The following is a 19288-nucleotide window of genomic DNA, read 5'->3' on the forward strand; positions in this document are numbered from 1 at the left end:
AGGTCGAGCCATGATTTATTCGGTGAATGAGAGTGAGATCCCCATTCGTATCACGAATGAATGCGGGGTGTGCCTTCGTTCGGGGGGCTATGTCGGGCCAGGGATCCGGTCCGGGGGCCCGGGATGGTCAGTTGCCGTCACCGGATCCCCGTGCTACTTCATCTGGTGCGGCAAGGAGCCAGGATCGTCCTCGCCCCCTCAGCCGCACCATACTCAAGGAGGCATCATGGAAGGTCATTGTCTGTGCGGTGGCATCACCGTCTCGAGCGATGAACACAAGGAGATCAGCCTGTGCCACTGCGCCATGTGTCGGCGCTGGTCGGGGGGGCCCATGTTCGCGGTCCATTGCGGCAGCGGAGTGCGGTTCGAGGGGCTCGCCCCTGTGGCCTACCGCTCCTCGGAGTGGGCGGAGCGAGGCTTTTGCCCCACCTGCGGCACCCATCTGTTCTATCATCTGCTGCCGACGGATGAGTACATCCTCTGTGCCGGTCTGTTCCAGACACAGCACTTCGAGCTGGCCAGCCAGGTCTTCATCGACGAGAAGCCGGACTTCTATGCGCTCAAGAACGAGACCCCCACCCTGACCGGGCAGCAGGTGTTCGATCTGTTTGTCCCCAAGCCCTGAGTCCACCGGGGCAGGCGCCTCTCCTTGCCCCGGCGAAGGATGACTTGATTGCCGAGCCAAGTCGAGGCGAGCCGCGAGGCGGTATGAGCAGAGCCAGGGCGCCCCTCTGGTGGGTTTACACATCTAGGGCGCCCTGTTCGTACACTCTGAAAGCAAGTGGCCTGGCGCTGCCCGGGGGCTGGGGCCAGGTTGTGACAAGGGCATGGCGGGGCTGTCTGGCAAGGGGCGGGGCAATGCTCTGCTGCCTTTACGCAGCGTGCGCCTCTTTTGACGCTGTTTTGCCCGTCTGGTGACGCTGCTTTACTCTTCTATGTCCAGCAGCACCAGGATGGCGCTGTCGCCGCCCCATTCACGGGGAGCCTGATGGAAGGCGCGCACATCGGGGTGCTGGGCCAGCCAGCCCGGGATGCGCTGCTTCAAGATATGCTTGCCGATGCCGTGCATCACCGAGGCGACATGAATGTTCTCTTTGCGGCACAGGGTCAGCAGGGCCGCCAGCTCCTGCTTGGCCTGGTGCTGGTTCATGCCATGCAGATCCAGATAAATCTCCGGTGGATAACTGCCGCGCTTGAGCTTCTTGAGCTCGAATGTCGAGACATCGGAACGGACGTAGCGGGTCGGTCCATCCTCTTCCAGATGGGGCTGATATTCATCGCTGAAAAAGTGGTCAACCCCAAGCTTTTCGCGGCTCTCACGCAATTCGCGTTTCTGCTTGACCGGGCGCAACTCGGCCCTTAAGGTATCTTGCTTGATTTTCCGGGTACCTTTGATCGCCTCGCGAAACAGCAGGCTCTCCTCGTCTGTGGGTGAGGGCGTTTTTTTCATCAGAGACTCATTTATCAGGTATGCATCTTGCCCACTATACGGGGCTCGGGCCGGATATTACTCGACTTGGAGGTGGATTTGGACAAGATATTTATCGACGAGGTGGTTGCCGAGATGCACACCATCCAGGACATGTTGCGCTGGGCCATGAGTCGTTTCAACGACGCCGGTATCTTTTACGGCCATGGTACGGACAACGCCTGGGATGAAGCCGTGCAGCTGGTACTGCCTGCGTTGCATCTGCCGCCGGACGTGGATCCGGGCATGCGCTACTCCCGTCTGACCCCGACCGAGCGTCATCGCATCGCCGAGCTCATCATCCGCCGGGTGCAGGAGCGGGTCCCCGCCGCCTACCTGACCAACAAGGCCTGGTATGCGGGTTGGGAGTTCTACGTGGACGAGCGGGTGCTCATTCCCCGCTCCCCCATCGCCGAGATGGTGGCCAACCGCTTCGCCCCCTTCCTCAAACATGAACCAACCCGGATCATGGACTTGTGCACCGGCTCCGGCTGCATCGCCATCATCATGGCCCACGAGTTCCCCCACGCGGAAGTGGATGCCATCGACATCAGCGTCGATGCCCTCAACGTGGCCGAGCGCAACATCAATGACCACGGTCTCGAGCAGCAGGTCATCCCCATCCGCTCGGATCTGTTCCGGGACCTGCCGGCCGGCGACAAGTACGATCTCATCGTCTCCAACCCGCCCTACGTGGATTCCGAGGACATGTCGGATCTGCCGGACGAGTTTCGTCACGAGCCGGAGCTGGCCCTGGCGTCGGGCTCCGACGGCCTCAAGCTGACCAAGCGCCTGCTGGCCCATGCCGCGGACTTCCTCAAGGATGACGGCGTGCTGGTGGTCGAGGTGGGCAACAGCATGATCCACCTGGAGGTCCAGTTCCCCGAGGTGCCCTTCACCTGGGTCGAGTTCGAGCACGGCGGCCACGGGGTGTTCGTGATGACCCGCGCCGAGCTGGTGCAGTATCAAGATCATTTCGCCATCTACAAGAACTGAGCAGGAGCAAGCATGGCAGGGAACAGTTTTGGCCAACTCTTTCGGGTGTCCACCTTCGGCGAGAGCCATGGCCCGGCGCTGGGCGCCGTGGTCGACGGCTGCCCGCCGGGACTGGAGATAAGCGAAGCGGATCTGCAAGTCGATCTGGACAGGCGCAAGCCGGGGACCTCCCGCTACACCACCCAGCGCCGCGAGGCGGACGAGGTGAAGATCCTCTCCGGGGTGTTCGAGGGCAGGACCACGGGCACCTCCATCGGACTGCTCATCGAGAACACCGATCAGCGCTCCAAGGATTACTCGGACATACAGGATCTGTTTCGTCCGGGTCATGCCGACTATACCTACCACCAGAAGTACGGTCAGCGTGACTATCGCGGCGGCGGCCGCTCCTCGGCCCGCGAGACCGCCATGCGGGTGGCGGCGGGGGCCATCGCCAAGAAGTACCTGAAGCAGGTGCACGGCATCGAGATCGTTGGTTTTCTCTCCCAGCTCGGCCCCATCAAGGCCGAGACGTTCGAGCAGAGCCAGATCGAGCAGAACCCCTTCTTCTTCCCCGATGCGGGCAAGCTGGAGGCGCTGGATGAATACATGCGCGCCCTCAAGAAAGAGGGCAACAGCATAGGCGCCAAGGTGGCTGTCATCGCCCGCAACGTGCCGGTGGGCTTGGGGGAGCCCGTGTTCGATCGGCTCGACGCCGACATCGCCCACGCCATGATGGGCATCAATGCGGTGAAAGGGGTGGAGATAGGGGACGGCTTCGCCGTGGTGGAGCAAAAAGGCTCGGAGCACCGCGACGAGATGACCCCGGCCGGTTTTGCCAGCAACCATGCGGGCGGCATCCTGGGGGGCATCTCCTCGGGCCAGGATATCCTGGTGAGCATGGCGCTCAAGCCCACCTCCAGCATCACGGTGCCGGGCAAGACCATCAATACCAGCGGCGAGGCCACCGAGATGATCACCAAGGGTCGTCACGATCCTTGCGTCGGCATCCGCGCCGTGCCCATCGCCGAGGCCATGCTGGCCCTGGTGCTGATGGACCACCTGCTGCGCCACCGCGCCCAGAATGCCGGGGTGCATACCGCCACGCCGCAGCTGCGCTGATCACCAGGCTGCGCTGGCGGCTGATCACTCTCTTTGGTTAAAAGGCGACCCCAGGGTCGCCTTTCTCATGTCTGGAGGGTTCAGCTTCGGGCGACGTCATCCCGGGCCCGGCTGCCATCGAGGCGGCACACTGGCGGGGCAAATGCCGCGTCCAACGGGGGCAGGGCGGCGATGGCGGCATCGATGCGGGCGAGTTCCTCGTCGCTCACCGCCTCCCTGGCGAACATCAGGCTGACCGGCTGCTGGTGCAACAGCAGCTGGCAGCGGATGAAGTCGTTGGCCCCCAGCTGGGTCAGCCGGTGGTGGGTATATTGCCACTCCATGATGACCCCATCGAGGCGCCGCGCAAGCAAGAGGGCGATCAGCCTGTCGTCCGAGTTGTATTCGCGGGCGGCCCCGAGGGAGGGGCAGGGGACGCCGAGGGGCAGGGGGCGGGTGCCCCGCAGCTTGCCAAGGCGCAGCCCCGACGGCCGGCACAGATCCGCGAGGCCCGTTATCCCCCGCCAGGGGTCGGCGGCCTCTGGCGCAGGCAGATGGCTGAGCAGCACGAAACTGGCGCGCCGGTAGGGGGCGGAGAAGCGGGCGAAACCTCGGCGCTCCGGGGTGTCCAGGGCCCCCATGGCCACGTCGAGCTGGCGACGCTCAATCAGATGCAGGGTGCGGGCCCAGGGGAGGTTGCGAAACCTGGGGGTCAGACCCGCGTCTTTCAGGATCTGGCGGGTCAGGGTCACGTCCAGGCCGCCGATCTCCCCGTTGGCATCGATCTGGCTAAGGGGTGGCCAGTGGCTCCAGGCCACCGACAGTGTTTCCTTGGCGCCAAGAGGCAGGCTCAGGGCGAGCAGCAGGCCGAGGCCAAGCGCGCGGCCAATGATGGTATGTATCCCGAACAAGCAGACCTCCCTGTTGCTGTGTGTCGCGCTCCATGGACCCCCTCGCGGGTCCGTTGCGACTGTGGTTGATGCCAACGAGTGCCATCATGGCCATTCTGCCCCGACATAGTCGGCTTTTCCAACCATGCTGGGAGGCTTATCACATTTTTCTCGTGTAACTGCGCCAACTCCGTTAGACTGCGCCTCTATTCTTTCCCCTTTGCTCTGCTCCCCGGGGAAATCGTTGTTTTCTCCATAGGCCCAGATCTTGTGAGATGGCATCGGCTCGGCAGAGGAGCCCCACCACAAATCCCCGGCGCCCCAAATCCCTAGCAGGTAACTATGAGTTTTACTTCCCTCGGTCTGGCCGAGCCTTTGCTCCGTGCCGTCGCCGAACAAGGCTACGACACTCCGTCCCCCATCCAGCAACAAGCGATCCCGGCCGTCCTGGCTGGCCGTGACCTGATGGCGGCGGCCCAAACCGGGACCGGCAAGACCGCAGGCTTCACCCTGCCCATGCTGCAACGTCTGACCGACAGCAAGCGCAAGGTTTCTCCGAACCGCATCCGCGCCCTGGTGCTGACCCCGACCCGCGAGCTGGCCGCCCAGGTGGGCGAGAGCGTGCGCAACTACGGCAAACACCTGCCGATCCGCAGCCACGTCGTGTTCGGCGGCGTCAGCATCAACCCGCAGATGATGGCGACCCGCCGTGGTCTGGACGTGCTGGTGGCCTGCCCGGGCCGCCTGATGGATCTCTACAACCAGAACGCCGTCAAGTTCGACGAAGTGGAGATCCTGGTGCTGGATGAAGCGGATCGCATGCTCGACATGGGCTTCATCCGCGACATTCGCAAGATCCTGGCCCTGATGCCGAAGAAGCGCCAGAACCTGCTCTTCTCCGCCACCTTCGCCGACGAGATCCGCGAGCTGGCCACCGGCCTCTTGGACAACCCGGCGGTGATCGAAGTGGCGCCGCGCAACAGTACGGCCGAGCGCATCGAGCAGCTGGTGCACCCCTGCGACAAGGCCAACAAGATCGGACTGCTGAGCCACCTGGTCACCAGCAACGACTGGCAGCAGGTACTGGTGTTCACCCGCACCAAGCACATGGCCAACCGGGTCGCCGAGACCCTGGACAAGAACGGCGTCAGCGCCGCCGCCATCCACGGCAACAAGAGCCAGGGTGCCCGTACCCGTGCCCTGGCCGGTTTCAAGGATGGCAGCGTCAAGGTGCTGGTGGCGACCGACATCGCCGCACGCGGCCTGGACATCGACAAGTTGCCGCAAGTGGTCAACTTCGAGCTGCCCAACGTGGCGGAAGACTATGTGCACCGCATCGGCCGTACCGGCCGTGCCGGCGCCACCGGTCATGCCATCTCCCTGGTGGCCGCCGATGAGGGCAAGCTCATCAAGGCCATCGAGCGTCTGACCAAGCAAAATATCCCCTGCGAGCAGGTGGCTGGCTTCGAGGCTTCCCGCGAAACCCTGGACAACATCGCCCGCGGTATCGGTGCGCCGCTGCGCAAAGAGCCGCGCGATCCGAGCGAGCCGCGCCGCGCGCCCCGCCCGCAGGGTCAGGGCCAGCGTCAGGGTGCCGGCCGTGCCGGTAATGGTGGTGGTCGCTCCGGCGGTGCCGGTGGCCAGCGTTCCGGTAACGGTGCTCGTCCCGACGGCGCCGCAGCCGCCAAGCCGGCCCAGGCTCGTCGCCCCCGCCGCGCCAGCCACAACCAGTAAGCGGCCAGGGAGCCAGGCTCCCCGGCTGTCCGGTTGAGATACAAAGCCCCGCCAATTTGGCGGGGCTTTGTCATGTCTGGGGCTGAGGTTCACTCCCCATAGAGCCTGATCGCCAGCACGTTGGCGATGGCGCTGCCGTTCCAGTGGTACTCCAGATGGCGGGTCTGATGGATCTTAGTGATGAGTCGGGGGCGGTAGAGCACATGGCTGTCGTGGCCGCCGTGGCGCACCGAGCGGTAGTGAATGCCGTCCGCCCCGCCGCGCTGCTGCTGCCGGGCAGGCCTACCAGCCAATCCTCTTTCGGTACCCGATCCAGTTCACCCGCCTCTTCCCGCAGGCGATCGTTGGTCAGGGCCCGCCGGGTAATGCTCGTCATCAAAAAGCCCCGCCAACTGACGCTGGCGGGGCTGTGCTGTTTGAGGCCTTCTGGCGGACAGGGATCAGAGCGCGGGCAAGAGCCCCAGGCTGACGCTCACCTGTACCCCGACGATCAGCACCCCCATGGCGCCGGCCAGGCCGAGGGCGACCACGCCGCCCGGTGCGCGGTAGTGGTGATCCTCGGCCTGCTTGCGGCTCTGCCACACCAGTGCCACCGGCAGCAGCACCGCCAGTATGGCCAGGGCGATGGCGGCGTAACCCAGGGCCATGATGAAGCCTTGCGGGAAGTAGAGGGCAAACAGCAGGGGGGGCACGAAGGTGATGAGCCCGGTTTGCAGGCGCCCGCCGGCATTGTCCTTGCGCCGGGTCACCTTGGCCATGAAGTCAAACAGCCCCAGGGTCACCCCGAGGAAGGAGGTGGCCAGCGCCAGATCCGCAAAGAGGTGCATCGCCTGATTGAAGGCAGGCCAGTTCACCAGAGCGCCGACGCTGGCCAGCAGGTTGTCCAGGGCGCCGCCGCTCTGGATCAGGGACTCTTGACCCAGCAGGCCCAGGATCGCCACCTGCCAGAGCACATAGAGGATGAGGGGCAGGGCCGAGCCCCACACGAACACCCGGCGCAGCCGCCTGGGGCAATCCCCCAGGTAGAGCATCACGCTCGGGATGGAGCCGTGAAAGCCGAACGAGGTGAAGATGACCGGCAGGCCCGCCAGCAGCAGGCCCTGGCCGAGCGGCAGGGAGAGCAGGTGCTGTCCCTGGGCGCGGGGCAAGAGCAGCGCCAGCACCGCCACCATGATCAGCAGCTTCACGGCGAACATCAGCCGGTTGAGGTAATCCACCTGTTTGGTACCGACACAGACCATGCCGCCAAACAGCAGGGTGAAGATCCAGGCCGCCTGCTCCTGGCCCAGGGGCAGGCCCGCATCCGCCAGGGCCTGGGCCAGCAGGCTGCTGCCGCCGCTGATGTAGGCGGAGGCCAGGGAGTAGAACAGCATCAGGATGCAGAAGGAGGCGATGCCCTTGCCCCAGGGGCCGAGCAGCTGATCGGCGAGCTGGTGCAGGTACCACTTGCCGGTGGTGAGGCTGGCTTCCACCTGCAACATGGCGGTGAAGGCCATCAGGGCCCAGAGCCCCAGCATCAGCGCCAGGGTGGCGGGGCCGCCGAGGGAGGAGGAGGCGAGCGGCAAGGCCAACATGCCTGCCCCTATGGTGGTGCCTGCGATGAGCAGGGTCGCGCCGAGGGTCTTGGTATTCATGGGTCCAATCCGATATTGATGATGAGGGGGCCGCACGGGCGGCAGTGGCTAAACGGGATGGGGCGCCTCCGGGTCCGTCCGGAGGCTAGCAATATCGTAGCAGACGCATCTGTACTCAAAACCTGTCGTTTGTAAAAGTGAGTTGCCAAGCTAACGGATCAAAATAGGGGAAACAAGCCCGTGATAGCGGGATCTACCATTTTTTTGCGTAATACTTGGAAATAAATAGTGACAGCGTGGCGGCAGGCTGGTGAAAAACTCGGCGGCAGCGTGGTGGGGCTGGCGGCGAGCCCGCGCCCTGCCTGGGACAGGGGCGGGCGGGGGATCAGCGGCGGGTCTTGAGGCTGCGGCCTATGTAGTGCAGGCCGCACTGATAGTCGCCATGGATGGCGGCAAAGGCGAGCTCCAGGGCCAGGGTGGCCAGGGCATCGTGGCGCTGGGGCAGGGAGTTGATGCCAAAGGGGAGAAAATCGAGCAGGCGGTCATCGCCGAAGGTGGCCATGGCGAGGCGGCTCATGTCGGCTTCTTGCTCCAGCAGGTAGTCGAGCACCCCTTCCATCATGATGTAGGAGGTGGTGATCAGGGCCTGGGGCAGGGTGCCGAGGCGGCGATGCAGCTCGCCGATCAGGCGGTAGCCCTCGGCGCGGGAGAAGTGCTCCCCCTCGCACAGGTGCGGCTTGGCCTCGCTTGCGCTCAGGGCCTGCAGAAACCCCTGGCGGCGCTCCTGGCTGATGGTGAGGGCCGGCAGGGCGCTGATCAGGGCGATGTGGGCCAACCCCGGGCGCAGCAGGGAGGCGGTGAGCGCCTCGCACGCCTTGCGGTTCTCGCTGGCGACGCTGATGAAGCGGTCGGGGGCCATGGTCCGGTCGATGGCGATCACCTGGGTGCCGCCGGCCTGTTTCTCCTGATACCAGGGATCCCCCGGGGGCAGGCAGCTGGCTACCAGCAGGGCATCCACATGGCGGCTGATCAGCATGTCGCACAGAACCTTTTCCGTCTGGGGCTCATCTTCCGAGCAGACGATGAGCAGCTGGTAGCCTTGGGCGCGGGCCCCCTGCTCCAGCCGCTTGGCCAGCTTGGCATAACTGGCGTTCTCCAGATCCGGCAGAATGAAACCCAGGGTGCGGGTCTGGCCGCCGCGCAGGGAGGCGGCGCGGCTGTCGGGACGATAGTTGTGGGCCTCGACCACCGCCATCACCTTGTCGCGGGTCGCCTGACTGATGCGATATTGGTCGGCCTTGCCGTTGATCACATAACTGGCCGTGGTGCGCGAGACACCGGCGAGGGCGGCGATTTCATCCAGTTTCATCTTGTTGGCCCTGTCTTGTTTGGCGCGCAAAGAGTGCAATATCCCACCCTCCTCATGCGGTCGTGACGCAAAAAGTGTGCGCCGGATCATATCATCGATGCAAGGGGAGTGCGGGGACTTGATCAAATAGCTGAAACGATTCAGTCTGAGTGTAAGTGAAACGATTCAGCTTGTCAGCAAGCAGAGGCAAATGGTTGATAAATCCCACAAAAGGATACAACCAGGTCTATTGTGAAACGGGCAGGGCAGCACGCCCGGGCAATCATCACCACCCATTATCATTGAGCGCAATCCAGGGGGCCGAGCGGGCCGCCTCAAGCGGATGGAGAGAGAGTATGTTGAAGTTGGCGCAAGAGCAGATCCTGTTGAACCAGGTCGCTACCAGCAAGGGAGAGGCCATCGCCCTGCTGGCTGGGCAGTTGACCGCGGCCGGTCTGGTGGAGGCGGGCTATGTGGAGGGCATGCTGGCCCGGGAGGCCCAGCACGCCACCTACCTTGGCAGCGGCATCGCCATTCCCCATGGCACCACGGACACCCGTCATCTGGTGAAGCACACCGGCGTCATGGTGGCCCAGTTCCCGCAAGGGATCGAATGGGACGACGGCCAGGTAGCCTATGTGGCCATCGGCATCGCCGCCAAGTCTGACGAGCACTTGGGGATCTTGCGCCAGCTCACTCAGGTCCTGGGGGACGAGCAGGCCGCCCAGTCCCTCAAGGAGGCCAGGGATGCCGCCACCATCATCGACATACTGACCGGAGCGAGCGCCCCGGCCGAGGTGCAGTTCCTGAGTCTCGCCGATTTCCCCGCCGACGATCTGGATCAGCTGCTGCTGGGGGCGGCCGCCCGTGCCAAGTCCGCCGGTTGGGGTGGCGCCGACATGGTGAGCGCCCTGATGGCGCGCGGGCCGTCGGCGCTGGGCCAGGGGATCTGGCTGGCCAGCGCCAGGGCGCAGCAGAGCGGCTGGGTGCTGGCGACCCCGACCCGTCCCCTCGGGGAGGGCGAGCAGGCGGTCAAGGCCTTGCTGCTGCTGTGCGGCAAGGATGAATCCCATCTCTCCCAGCTCGACAACCTGGCGGCCCTGGCGGGCGCCGGCCAACTCGATGCCCTGGCGGGCGGCGAGGGGCTGGCCCTGCTGCAAAACGGACCGGCCAAGGGGCTGGCCGACACCTTCACCATCATCAACCCCCACGGTCTCCATGCCCGCCCCGGCGCCATGCTGGTCAAGGTCGCCAAGGAGTATGAGGCCGACATTCGCGTTGCCAACCTCGATGGCAACGGCGAGGCCGTCTCCGCCAAGAGCCTGATGAAGGTGATCGGTCTGGGGGTCAAGTGCGGCCACAGACTCGAATTTCGCGCCGAAGGGGCGGACGCCGAGGCGGCCCTGCGCGGCATAGGCGAAGCCATTGCCGCCGGGTTGGGCGAGGGGGCGCACTGATGAAACTCGTCACCATTACCCTCAACCCGGCGCTCGATCTCACCGCCGCCCTGGATGAGCTGCACCCCGGCGAGGTGAACCTGGTGGGAGAGGCCTCCCTGCGTGCCGCGGGCAAGGGGATCAATGTCGCCATGGTGTTGAAGGATCTGGGCCGGGAGGTGAGCCTGACCGGCTGGCTCGGCGAGGAGAACCAGCAGGCCTTCGTCGACCTGTTTGCCCAGAAGGGGCTGGAGGACTGCTTCGTGCGGGTCCCCGGCAGCACCCGCATCAACGTCAAGGTGTCGGAGCGCTCCGGCCGGGTCACGGATCTCAACCTGCCGGGGCTCGCCATCGCCCAGGACGCCATCCTGGCCCTCGATGAAGTCATCGAGACGCTGGCCGGGCAGGGGCAGTGGTTCGTGCTGGCGGGCAGCCTGCCCAAGGGGGTGGATACCGCCCTGGTCGCCCGGCTCATCACCGGCCTCAAGGCGCGCGGCAAGCAGGTGATCTTCGATTGCAGCGGCGCGGCCCTCGGAGTCGGTATTGCGGCGGGTCCCACCCTGATCAAGCCCAATCTCGAAGAGCTCAGCCAGTGGGCGGGTCGCCCCATCCGCACCCTAGAGGAGCAGGCCGAGTGCGCCCGCGCCCTGCAGGCCCAGGGAGTGAGCCAGGTGGTGATCTCCAATGGCGCAGAAGGGGTTGTCTGGTTTGGGGAAGAGGAGATCTGGCAGGCCAGACCGCCACGCATGACGGTGGTGAGCACGGTCGGTGCCGGGGATTCCCTGGTGGCCGGGTTGGCGCACGGCCTCAGCCTGGGCTGGCCCATGGCGCAGACCCTGCGCCTGGCCACCGCCGCCTCGGCCCTGGCGGTGAGCCAGGTGGCGGTCGGCTTCACCGACCCGGCGGCACTGGATCCCATTGCCGAACGAGTGACTATGACGCGGCTGGATGCCGAGGCGCCCCAGGGTGCCCATCAGGCCGATCGCAAGGACATGACATCACACACATCCACAGGAGATGCCCAATGAAAGCTATCTTGGTAACGGCCTGCCCGGCGGGCATCGCCACCAGTTTTCTTGTCGCCAAGCGGCTCACCCAGCAGGCCGAACAGGCCGGCTGGACGCTGATCGGCGACATTCATTCCACTATAGCGGCGCGCACCGCGCCGACGGCGGCCCAGATTGCCGAGGCCGAGCTGGTCATCGTGGTGGCCAGCGCCCCGGTGGATCTCGCCGCCTATGACGGCAAGCGCCTCTACCGTGCCGAGATGGACGCGGCGCTGCAAGATCCCGCCGCCGTGCTAAGCGCCGCCGCAGCAGGCGCCAGCCCCTATCGTCACGAGGCGAGTGCCCAGACGCCGGCACCGAGCGGCGCGCGCAAGCGCATCGTGGCGGTCACCGCCTGTCCGACCGGGGTGGCCCACACCTTCATGTCCGCCGAGGCGCTGGAGAATACCGCCAAGCAGCTCGGCTACGAGATCCGGGTCGAGACCCAGGGCTCGGTCGGTGCCCAAAACGCCCTGACCGCCGACGAGATCGCCGCCGCCGATCTGGTGTTCCTGGCCACCGACATCGAGGTGGACATGGCCCGCTTCGATGGCAAGCCCCTCTATCACACCAGCACGGGCGCGGCCCTGAAGAAGACCAAGGCCGAGCTGGACAAGGCATGGCAGCAGGCCCAACCCTATCGCCACAGCGGCGGCGCGGCCGTCAAGAAAGAGGAGAAGGCCGGTCCCTACAAGCACCTGCTGACCGGGGTCTCCTTCATGCTGCCCATGGTGGTGGCCGGTGGCCTCATCATCGCCATCTCCTTCATCTTCGGCATCGAGGCCTTCAAGGAGGAGGGCAGCCTGGCCGCGGCCCTGATGCAGATTGGCGGCGGCTCCGCCTTCGCCCTGATGATCCCGGTGCTGGCCGGCTATATCGCCTACTCCATCGCCGACCGTCCTGGCCTGGCGCCCGGCATGATTGGCGGCATGCTGGCCAGCTCCCTCGGGGCCGGTTTCCTCGGCGGCATCGTCGCCGGCTTCCTGGCCGGTTACAGCGCCAAGTTCCTGAGTGACAAGGTGCGCCTGCCGGTGACCCTGGAGGCGCTCAAGCCCATCCTCATCATTCCCCTGGTGGCGAGCCTGTTCACCGGCCTGGTGATGATCTACGTGGTGGGTGGCCCCGTGGCCGGCATCATGAATGCCATGACCGAGTTCCTCAACAACATGGGCTCGGCCAATGCCGTGCTGCTGGGGGTCATCATCGGCGCCATGATGTGCTTCGACATGGGCGGTCCGGTCAACAAGGCGGCCTATGCCTTCGGGGTCGGTCTGCTGGCCTCCAAGGCCTATGCCCCCATGGCGGCCGTGATGGCGGCCGGCATGGTCCCGGCGCTGGGCATGGGCATCGCCACCTTCCTGGCGGGCAAGAAGTTCATCAAGACGGAGCAGGAAGCGGGCAAGGCCTCCTTCGTGCTGGGTCTGTGCTTCATCTCCGAGGGAGCCATCCCGTTCGCCGCCAAGGATCCGGTGCGGGTCATCCCGGCCTGCATGGTGGGCGGTGCCCTGACCGGTGCCCTCTCCATGCTGTTTGGCTGTGAACTGGTGGCGCCCCACGGCGGCCTGTTCGTGCTCTTCATCCCCAATGCCATCAGCCATGTGTGGATGTACATAGTGGCTATCGCCGCGGGTTCACTGCTGACCGGGGTGAGCTACGCCATGCTCAAGCGCGCCGAGGCGCCGGCCAAGCTGGCCACGGCCTGAGCCAGCCGGCGGAGGTGACGCCGGCTCAAGCAACGACAAAGGCGACCCTGGGGTCGCCTTTGTTCATTGGGGGAGGGGGCTTAGAAGTCCCAACCCGGCTGCACCTGGGGCACGGCGGCCTCCTCGGCCTTGCGTTTGGCCGCCAGCACCCGGGCCTTGCGGCCCCGGCACAGCCGCATCACCTCCTGCTGCTGGCCCGGGGTCATGGCGAGCCAGTTGTAACGCTCGTCCCGGCTGCGAAAGCACCCCTTGCAATAGCCCTTGTTGTTCAACTGACAGACCCCGATACAGGGGCTCTGCAGGGGAAAGATTTCCAGCTGTTCCATGCCCGGATCCTCATGCCTTGTTACCCTGTTATAACCCAGATGATAAGGATTGGAAAAATAGTCTGGCTCAGGGCCCGGGTCGTTTGCTTTCCACGGGTAAATTTGGCATCTTCCACGCCGAATCTGGCACTCGGTGTTAAATGAGGACTTATGAACAGACACGCATACTGGTTGGCCGCAACCGTACTGGGCCTGGCCGGTTGTGCCGGCGAGCCGCAGCCGGCCCCTCTCCCCAAGCCAAAGGCCGCCGACGAGGCCTGTTTTCTCAACTGTGCCCCGGTGGAGAACCTGGGCAAGCAGTATCTCGATGGCACCTTGCCCAGCGATCTGGTGCACGTCACCCAGGTCAACAGCCAGGCATCCCGTGATTTCAGCCGCTTCCATGCCCAGAGCCAGCTGGTGACCCAGCGTTCGACCCGGATGGCGACTCGTTATGGCGAGCTCTACCGTCAGCTGTCGCGCTGGGTCGCCCAGGGGGGGGATCCCGCCCGCATCGGGCAATATGGCATCAGCCTGGCCCAGATGGGGGGAGCCGATCGCATGGGCAACATACTGTTCACCGGCTACTACTCCCCAGTGCTGGAGGTGCGCCACCGCCCGGATCGCGAATTCAAGTACCCCCTCTACGCCATGCCCAACTGCGGCGGCCGCTGCCCCTCCCGTGCCCAGATCCACCGGGGCGCCCTGGCCAATCGCGGCCTGGAGCTGGGGTACAGCAAGTCCCTCATCGACAACTTCCTGATGGACGTGCAGGGATCGGGTTTCGTCCACTACGGGGACGATGATCGTCTGCAATACCTGGGCTACAGCGGCAAGAACGGTCACGGTTACGTCAGCATTGGCCGGGTACTGATCGACAGAGGGGAGGTGGCCAAGGAGAAGATGTCCCTCAAGGCCATCAAGGAGTGGGCCAATGCCCAGCCGGAGGAGAGCGTCAAGGAGCTGGTGGAGCAGAACCCCTCCTATGTCTTCTTCGAGCGCCGCCCCACCAACGACGTGATCGGCTCGGCCGGCATTCCCCTGCTCGCCATGGCCTCGGTCGCCGCCGATCGCACCCTGCTGCCCATGGGCACCCCCATACTGGCGGAAGTGCCCCTGCTGGATCAGGTGGGCAACTGGACCGGCAAGCATCAGCTGCGCCTGCTCATCGCCCTGGATACCGGTGGCGCCGTCAAACGCGGTCACCTGGATCTCTACCACGGCATGGGGGAGAAGGCCGGTGTGGCCGCCGGCCACTACAAGCATTTTGGCCGGGTCTGGAAGCTGGGTCTGGGCCATGGCCCCACGGCGGCCCCCTGGCTCTGAGCCAGAGGCTCTGTGCTGGGCGCCCAACACAATATGTATGCCATCAAACCGCCGTTGTTCGGCGGTTTTTTTTACCCAGCCGCTGGCAAAGCGGGCCGCCAGGGTTGAGCCTTGCGGGAGCAAAAGAGAGGGAGGTGAGTGCCATATGAAAATCAAACAGAGGGTGGGATCGCTCTGCCTGCTGCTGGGGCTGCTGGCGGGCCCGGCACTGGCGGAAGTGAAGGTGATCACCGTCTTCGAGGCCGAAGCCATGGTGCGCAGCCTGCGCGACCTCTATCCGGCCCTGGGGGTGAGCGCCATGGGCAACCAGCTGGTGCTGAGCGGCACGGCGCAGCAGCTGCAGGAGGCCGAGGCGCTGGTGGCGCGGCTCAATCAGCCCCCCGCCATGCTGCTCATCGAGTGGCGGGTGGCCCAAAACAGCAATACCCGCGGGATGAGTCTGGGGGCCGGGCCAGGTGGCGATGGTGACTGGCGGGCGGGGGTGGCCCTGGGCCAGGGCAGCGAGCAGGGCCAGCAGGCCTGGCAGATCCGCGGACTCTCCGGGCGCCCCGTGCTGTTGCAGCTGGGCAGCTATCGGCCCGTCAGCCTCTATCGCTGGCGCGGCGATAGGGTGACGGCCCTGTTGCCCATCGTCAGCGGCCTCTATGCCAGCGCCACCCTGGTGGGGGATCGGGTGCGGATCCGGCTCGCCAGCGAACAGGCGAGCCTGGATCAGGGGGTGCCTGAGCATGGCCAGAGCGCGACCGAGCTGGACGCCGTCCCGGGCCAGTGGACCGAGGTGGGCGCCCTGGCCGACAGCCGGCAGGGTCAAACCCTGGGGCTGGGCAGTGCCCTGGGGGCAAGCCTGGGCCAGACGGCGCGCCAGCAGACCCTGGCCATCCGGGTGACCCCCCTCAACTGAGCCCGGCCCTCAGGCTGGGGCGGCCTGATCGCCAGATCAGGTTCAGCCATGATCAGGATGTCACCCGATTCAGGCATCCGGGCCATGGGGCCTGTCCGCCGCGTATTCCCTAAGCTGGCGGCTTCTCAGCAGGTACCAGAGGCTCCACAGGCTGGCGATCAGCACCAGGGCGTTGAGCCAGCTGAATTGCCAGCCCAGGCTCATCAGGGCGTGGATCTGCATGGCGAGGCCGCCGAGGGCGGAGACGATCAGCAGCTGGGGGCTCAGCCGCCGCAGCCGCGCCCGCCAGCCATCCGGGCTGGCGAAGGTGCCGCCACAGGCGAGCAGGGCCAGCAGGGCGGGCAGGTCGGTGAACAGGCTCAAATAGAGGCTCCAGCGCTCGGGATAGAGCAGGGCCAGCAGCTCGCTGCCCCCCTGGCGGGTGGCGCCTGCCATCAGAAAGAGCCAGACGGCGCGGGTCAGCAGCAGGGCGATGGGCCAGAACCAGAGGGGAGGGCGCAGCTGGCCATGGTCATCGTAGCGGTGGTCGGGGTAGAGGGTCATGGGGCGCCAGTTCAAGCAAGGGTGTTGCAGATATGGGGACGGCGGCCCGGCTTGCAAGAGGAGGGAGTGAAAAAGCGGGCAGTCGGGGGCTGAGGGAGCAAAAACGAAGGGGCCCCTGGCCCCTGTCGCTGCTCATGAAGGGATTGGCGTCAGAGCCAGCCCTTGCGCTTGAAGAAGAGTCCGGTGCCCAGGGATGACATCACCATGAGCACCAGGGACATGGAGTAGCCATATTCCCATTGCAGCTCGGGCATGCGACCGAAGTTCATGCCATAGATGCTGGCGATCAGGGTCGGCGGCAGGAAGATGACGGCGGCCACCGAGAAGATCTTGATCACCTTGTTCTGCTCCAGGTTGGTCACCCCCATGGCGGCCTCGAGCTGGAAGTTGATCTTGTCGAACAGGAACTGGGTGTGGGGCAGCAGGGACTCCACATCGTGGAGCATCTCGTCGATCCACTTGTTCTGCTCGTTGCTCATCTTCTGGCGCAGGCTGCGCTTGAGGAAGCGCAGGGCACGCCGGGTATCGTGCAGGGAGAGACGGATCTGGCCGTTGGCCTCTTCCTGGGCCATCAGCTCCTTGAGCATGGGGTTGATCTGGTCGGGCTCGAAGATCTGATCGGCGGTGTTCTCCAGGGTCTTGTAGCCATCTTCGATGAGATCGGAGAGGTATTCGACCTTGAGGTTTTGCACCTCCAGCAGGATATCCAGGGCATCTTCCACCTCCAGCCTGTCCTGGCGCATATAGTGGCGCATCAGCCGCACCAGGCCGATGTCGTCCTCGCGGATGCTGATCAGCAGGTTGTTGCGCAGGGTAAAGGAGACGTGGACACCCTTGGTGTCACGGCCAATGCGCTGGGGGAACAGGGAGTGGATGTGCAGGCCATCCGTGTCCCAGTAGAAACGGGCGGAGGCCTCGATGTCGTCGAGCTCTTCCTTGTCGGGGACCTCTTCCAGAAAGAGCCCCGTCAACCATTCTCGCTCCGCGCCGTCCGGCTTGTAGGCATCGAGCCAGACCGTGTTGTCGGGCAGGATGTCGTCAGGCCCGAGCGTGACGATGTCGAGCACCTTGTTGTTGAGGATGTAGGCGGTGATCATCTGTCCCCCTTAAAGTCTTGGGTGGGATGGTTGAACAGGTTCATGCGGCGTCGATCACGAGAAGGGGATCGTATGAAGCATAGCGGGGCCGATGGGCAACCTGACTGCGGCGAACTATACAGGCGCTCGCCGTCAATGTCAGGGCCTATTCAGCTGATATTCATCCTGTTTGTCCAAAAAACCGCCCTGGTCGGATCACATGTTGGGGTAGTTGGGACCGGATCCCCCCTGGGGGGGCGTCCAGACGATATTCTGGCTGGGATCCTTGATGTCGCAGGTCTTGCAATGGATGCAGTTGGCGCTGTTTATCTGGAATCTGGGGCGCTGCTCGGTCTCGACTATCTCGAACACCCCGGCCGGGCAGTAACGCACCGCGGGCTCGGCCCAAGTGGGTAAATTGACCTGGATGGGGATGCTGGCGTCCTGCAGCCGCAGGTGACAGGGCTGATCCTCGTCGTGCTGGGTGTTGGCCAGATAGACGGAAGAGAGCCGGTCAAAGCTGAGCTGCCCGTCCGGCTTGGGATAGTCGATGGGCTGGCAGCGATTGGCGGCCTTGAGGGCGCGGTAGTCTTCCCCCTTGTCCAGCAGCCTGAGCCCGCCTTTCCCCCGCAGCAGGCGCTGCTCCAGCCAGTTGAAGGCGCCCCCCAGCAGGGGGCCGAATCGGTGCAGGGCGGCGCCGAAGTTGCGCGCCCCCTTGAGATCCTGCCCGAGCCAGCTGGCGGCCAGGGCCTGCTGGTAGTGGGCAAGGCTGAGGCCAGCGGCCATCCCTGGGGCCAGATGGGGGGCCAGGGTCTCGGCGGCCAGCAGGCCGCTCTTCATGGCGCCGTGTATCCCCTTGATGCGGGAGAAATCCAGAGTCCCGGCGTCGCAGCCGAGCAGCAGGCCCCCGGGAAAATCCATGCGCGGCAGGGAGTGCCAGCCTCCCTTGGTGATGGCGCGGGCCCCATAGCCGATACGCTCACCGCCGCGCAGGGTGGCGGCGATGAGGGGGTGCTGCTTGAGGCGCTGAAACTCGTCGAACGGGCTGAGCCAGGGGTTCTGGTAATTGAGATCGACGATGAGCCCCACCGACACCTGATGGTCCCCCTGATGATAGAGATAGAAGCCGCCATGGCTCCTATCCTGACCGCCGAGGGGCCAGCCGCTGCCATGGAGCACCCGGCCGGGATGGGACTGTTCCTCAGGTACCTGCCACAGCTCCTTGAAGCCGATGGCGTAGTGCTGGGGCTGAGTGTGGCTGGCCAGGGCGAAGCGGGCGATCGCCTGCTTGCCGAGGTGGCCGCGGGCCCCCTCCGCCAGCAGGGTGTAGCGGCCGAGCAGAGCCATGCCGGGCACATGGTCCCCCTTGGGGTTGCCTGCCCGATCCAGCCCCAGATCCCCGGTGAGCACCCCCTTGACCACTCCGGCCTCGACGATGAGCTCGCTGGCGGCGAATCCCGGGTAGATCTCGACCCCGAGGGACTCGGCCTCCCTGGCGAGCCAGCGACAGAGGTTGCCCAGGCTGATGATGTGGCAACCCTGATTGCTCATGCTGGGGGGCAGGGCCCAGTGGGGCAGGTGACTGGCGCCGTGGGCACTTCGCAGCAGCCAGAGCTGATCATCCTGCACCTGGATACCAAGCGGTGCCTCTTGCCAGCGATCCGGCAGCAGCTCCTTGAGGGCGCGGGGATCGAGCAGGGCGCCGGAGAGGAGATGGGCGCCGACCTCGGCACCTTTCTCCAGCAGGCAGACGCTGCAATCCGGGGCGCGCTGCTTGATGGCGATGGCGGCACTGAGCCCGGCCGGCCCGCCACCGACGATGACCACATCGTATTCCATTGCTTCTCGTTCCATCTTGCCTC

General features: G+C 65.2%; 18 protein-coding genes. 9 read left to right on the top strand and 9 right to left on the bottom strand.

All coding sequences use genetic code 11. The features are described 5' to 3' along the window. Window positions 1-226: 226 nt before the first annotated feature. Window positions 227-625, top strand: a complete 399-nt coding sequence (locus ACW5W4_RS00575; protein ID WP_456688042.1) for a GFA family protein — start codon at window positions 227-229, stop codon at window positions 623-625. Window positions 626-925: 300 nt separating this feature from the next. Here ACW5W4_RS00575 and smrB read toward each other — a convergent pair whose 3' ends face one another. After that, window positions 926-1450, bottom strand: coding sequence for an endonuclease SmrB (gene smrB / locus ACW5W4_RS00580; protein ID WP_427263040.1), 525 nt, complete (start codon window positions 1448-1450; stop codon window positions 926-928). Between the two features lie 78 nt (window positions 1451-1528). Between smrB and prmB the strand changes: the two genes are divergently transcribed. After that, the gene (gene prmB / locus ACW5W4_RS00585; RefSeq protein ID WP_456688043.1) at window positions 1529-2464 is read left to right on the top strand and encodes a 50S ribosomal protein L3 N(5)-glutamine methyltransferase; all 936 of its coding nucleotides are present in this window, start codon (window positions 1529-1531) and stop codon (window positions 2462-2464) included. Window positions 2465-2476: 12 nt separating this feature from the next. Then, window positions 2477-3565, top strand: coding sequence for a chorismate synthase (aroC, locus tag ACW5W4_RS00590; protein WP_456688044.1), 1089 nt, complete (start codon window positions 2477-2479; stop codon window positions 3563-3565). Between the two features lie 80 nt (window positions 3566-3645). Here the strand turns inward: aroC and ACW5W4_RS00595 are convergent, their stop codons facing one another. Further along, window positions 3646-4455 (bottom strand): substrate-binding periplasmic protein, encoded by an 810-nt coding sequence (locus ACW5W4_RS00595; protein WP_456688045.1) that lies wholly within the window; start codon window positions 4453-4455, stop codon window positions 3646-3648. A gap of 321 nt (window positions 4456-4776) precedes the next feature. On the opposite strand from ACW5W4_RS00595, the gene ACW5W4_RS00600 reads away from it, so the two are divergent. Next, the gene (locus ACW5W4_RS00600; protein WP_456688046.1) at window positions 4777-6168 is read left to right on the top strand and encodes a DEAD/DEAH box helicase; all 1392 of its coding nucleotides are present in this window, start codon (window positions 4777-4779) and stop codon (window positions 6166-6168) included. An 89-nt stretch (window positions 6169-6257) separates the two neighbouring features. Here ACW5W4_RS00600 and ACW5W4_RS00605 read toward each other — a convergent pair whose 3' ends face one another. From ACW5W4_RS00605 to cra, 3 genes are all read right to left on the bottom strand, one after another. Then, the gene (locus tag ACW5W4_RS00605) at window positions 6258-6461 is read right to left on the bottom strand and encodes an RES domain-containing protein (protein WP_456688047.1); all 204 of its coding nucleotides are present in this window, start codon (window positions 6459-6461) and stop codon (window positions 6258-6260) included. Window positions 6462-6608: 147 nt separating this feature from the next. Further along, on the bottom strand, window positions 6609-7802 hold the full coding sequence (locus tag ACW5W4_RS00610) for an aromatic amino acid transport family protein (RefSeq protein ID WP_456688048.1): 1194 nt from the start codon (window positions 7800-7802) through the stop codon (window positions 6609-6611). 325 nt (window positions 7803-8127) lie between these two features. Beyond that, window positions 8128-9111 (bottom strand): catabolite repressor/activator, encoded by a 984-nt coding sequence (gene cra, locus ACW5W4_RS00615; protein WP_456688049.1) that lies wholly within the window; start codon window positions 9109-9111, stop codon window positions 8128-8130. Window positions 9112-9446: 335 nt separating this feature from the next. On the opposite strand from cra, the gene fruB reads away from it, so the two are divergent. Genes fruB through fruA form a run of 3 tightly spaced genes read left to right on the top strand, consistent with a single transcriptional unit; the run spans window position 9447 to window position 13275 of the window. Then, a complete protein-coding gene (gene fruB, locus ACW5W4_RS00620; RefSeq protein WP_427263478.1) occupies window positions 9447-10547 on the top strand; it encodes a fused PTS fructose transporter subunit IIA/HPr protein in 1101 nt (366 codons plus the stop codon). Next, window positions 10547-11554 (top strand): 1-phosphofructokinase, encoded by a 1008-nt coding sequence (gene pfkB / locus ACW5W4_RS00625; RefSeq protein ID WP_456688050.1) that lies wholly within the window; start codon window positions 10547-10549, stop codon window positions 11552-11554. Before fruB ends, pfkB begins: the two co-directional genes overlap by 1 nt. Then, window positions 11551-13275, top strand: coding sequence for a PTS fructose transporter subunit IIBC (gene fruA, locus ACW5W4_RS00630; protein ID WP_456688051.1), 1725 nt, complete (start codon window positions 11551-11553; stop codon window positions 13273-13275). Before pfkB ends, fruA begins: the two co-directional genes overlap by 4 nt. A gap of 80 nt (window positions 13276-13355) precedes the next feature. On the opposite strand, the gene ACW5W4_RS00635 is transcribed toward fruA, so the two are convergent. After that, entirely contained in the window at window positions 13356-13601 is a 246-nt protein-coding gene (locus ACW5W4_RS00635) for a DUF1289 domain-containing protein (RefSeq protein ID WP_456688052.1), read from the bottom strand. A gap of 150 nt (window positions 13602-13751) precedes the next feature. On the opposite strand from ACW5W4_RS00635, the gene mltA reads away from it, so the two are divergent. Further along, window positions 13752-14906, top strand: coding sequence for a murein transglycosylase A (gene mltA, locus ACW5W4_RS00640; RefSeq protein WP_456688053.1), 1155 nt, complete (start codon window positions 13752-13754; stop codon window positions 14904-14906). Between the two features lie 145 nt (window positions 14907-15051). Next, window positions 15052-15807 (top strand): hypothetical protein, encoded by a 756-nt coding sequence (locus ACW5W4_RS00645; protein WP_456688054.1) that lies wholly within the window; start codon window positions 15052-15054, stop codon window positions 15805-15807. A gap of 69 nt (window positions 15808-15876) precedes the next feature. On the opposite strand, the gene ACW5W4_RS00650 is transcribed toward ACW5W4_RS00645, so the two are convergent. The 3 genes from ACW5W4_RS00650 to ACW5W4_RS00660 form a co-directional block, all read right to left on the bottom strand. After that, window positions 15877-16350, bottom strand: coding sequence for a DUF2919 domain-containing protein (locus ACW5W4_RS00650; RefSeq protein WP_456688055.1), 474 nt, complete (start codon window positions 16348-16350; stop codon window positions 15877-15879). Between the two features lie 149 nt (window positions 16351-16499). Next, a complete protein-coding gene (gene corA, locus ACW5W4_RS00655; RefSeq protein WP_041992177.1) occupies window positions 16500-17447 on the bottom strand; it encodes a magnesium/cobalt transporter CorA in 948 nt (315 codons plus the stop codon). A gap of 195 nt (window positions 17448-17642) precedes the next feature. After that, window positions 17643-19280 carry an electron transfer flavoprotein-ubiquinone oxidoreductase gene (locus ACW5W4_RS00660; protein ID WP_456688056.1) on the bottom strand — a complete coding sequence of 546 codons (1638 nt, stop codon included), beginning with the start codon at window positions 19278-19280 and terminating at the stop codon, window positions 17643-17645. Window positions 19281-19288: the final 8 nt, after the last annotated feature.

Source organism: Aeromonas crassostreae (genome assembly GCF_054052445.1).

Excerpts from the sequence above, each read along its gene's own strand:
- ACW5W4_RS00575 (WP_456688042.1), top strand. The coding sequence starts at position 227 with ATGGAAGGTCATTGTCTGTGCGGTGGCATCACCGTCTCGAGCGATGAA.
- fruA (WP_456688051.1), top strand. The coding sequence starts at position 11,551 with ATGAAAGCTATCTTGGTAACGGCCTGCCCGGCGGGCATCGCCACCAGT.
- mltA (WP_456688053.1), top strand. The coding sequence starts at position 13,752 with ATGAACAGACACGCATACTGGTTGGCCGCAACCGTACTGGGCCTGGCC.
- ACW5W4_RS00635 (WP_456688052.1), bottom strand. The coding sequence starts at position 13,601 with ATGGAACAGCTGGAAATCTTTCCCCTGCAGAGCCCCTGTATCGGGGTC.
- ACW5W4_RS00645 (WP_456688054.1), top strand. The coding sequence starts at position 15,052 with ATGAAAATCAAACAGAGGGTGGGATCGCTCTGCCTGCTGCTGGGGCTG.
- cra (WP_456688049.1), bottom strand. The coding sequence starts at position 9,111 with ATGAAACTGGATGAAATCGCCGCCCTCGCCGGTGTCTCGCGCACCACG.
- ACW5W4_RS00660 (WP_456688056.1), bottom strand. The coding sequence starts at position 19,280 with ATGGAACGAGAAGCAATGGAATACGATGTGGTCATCGTCGGTGGCGGG.
- pfkB (WP_456688050.1), top strand. The coding sequence starts at position 10,547 with ATGAAACTCGTCACCATTACCCTCAACCCGGCGCTCGATCTCACCGCC.
- corA (WP_041992177.1), bottom strand. The coding sequence starts at position 17,447 with ATGATCACCGCCTACATCCTCAACAACAAGGTGCTCGACATCGTCACG.
- fruB (WP_427263478.1), top strand. The coding sequence starts at position 9,447 with ATGTTGAAGTTGGCGCAAGAGCAGATCCTGTTGAACCAGGTCGCTACC.
- ACW5W4_RS00600 (WP_456688046.1), top strand. The coding sequence starts at position 4,777 with ATGAGTTTTACTTCCCTCGGTCTGGCCGAGCCTTTGCTCCGTGCCGTC.
- smrB (WP_427263040.1), bottom strand. The coding sequence starts at position 1,450 with ATGAAAAAAACGCCCTCACCCACAGACGAGGAGAGCCTGCTGTTTCGC.
- ACW5W4_RS00650 (WP_456688055.1), bottom strand. The coding sequence starts at position 16,350 with ATGACCCTCTACCCCGACCACCGCTACGATGACCATGGCCAGCTGCGC.
- ACW5W4_RS00610 (WP_456688048.1), bottom strand. The coding sequence starts at position 7,802 with ATGAATACCAAGACCCTCGGCGCGACCCTGCTCATCGCAGGCACCACC.
- aroC (WP_456688044.1), top strand. The coding sequence starts at position 2,477 with ATGGCAGGGAACAGTTTTGGCCAACTCTTTCGGGTGTCCACCTTCGGC.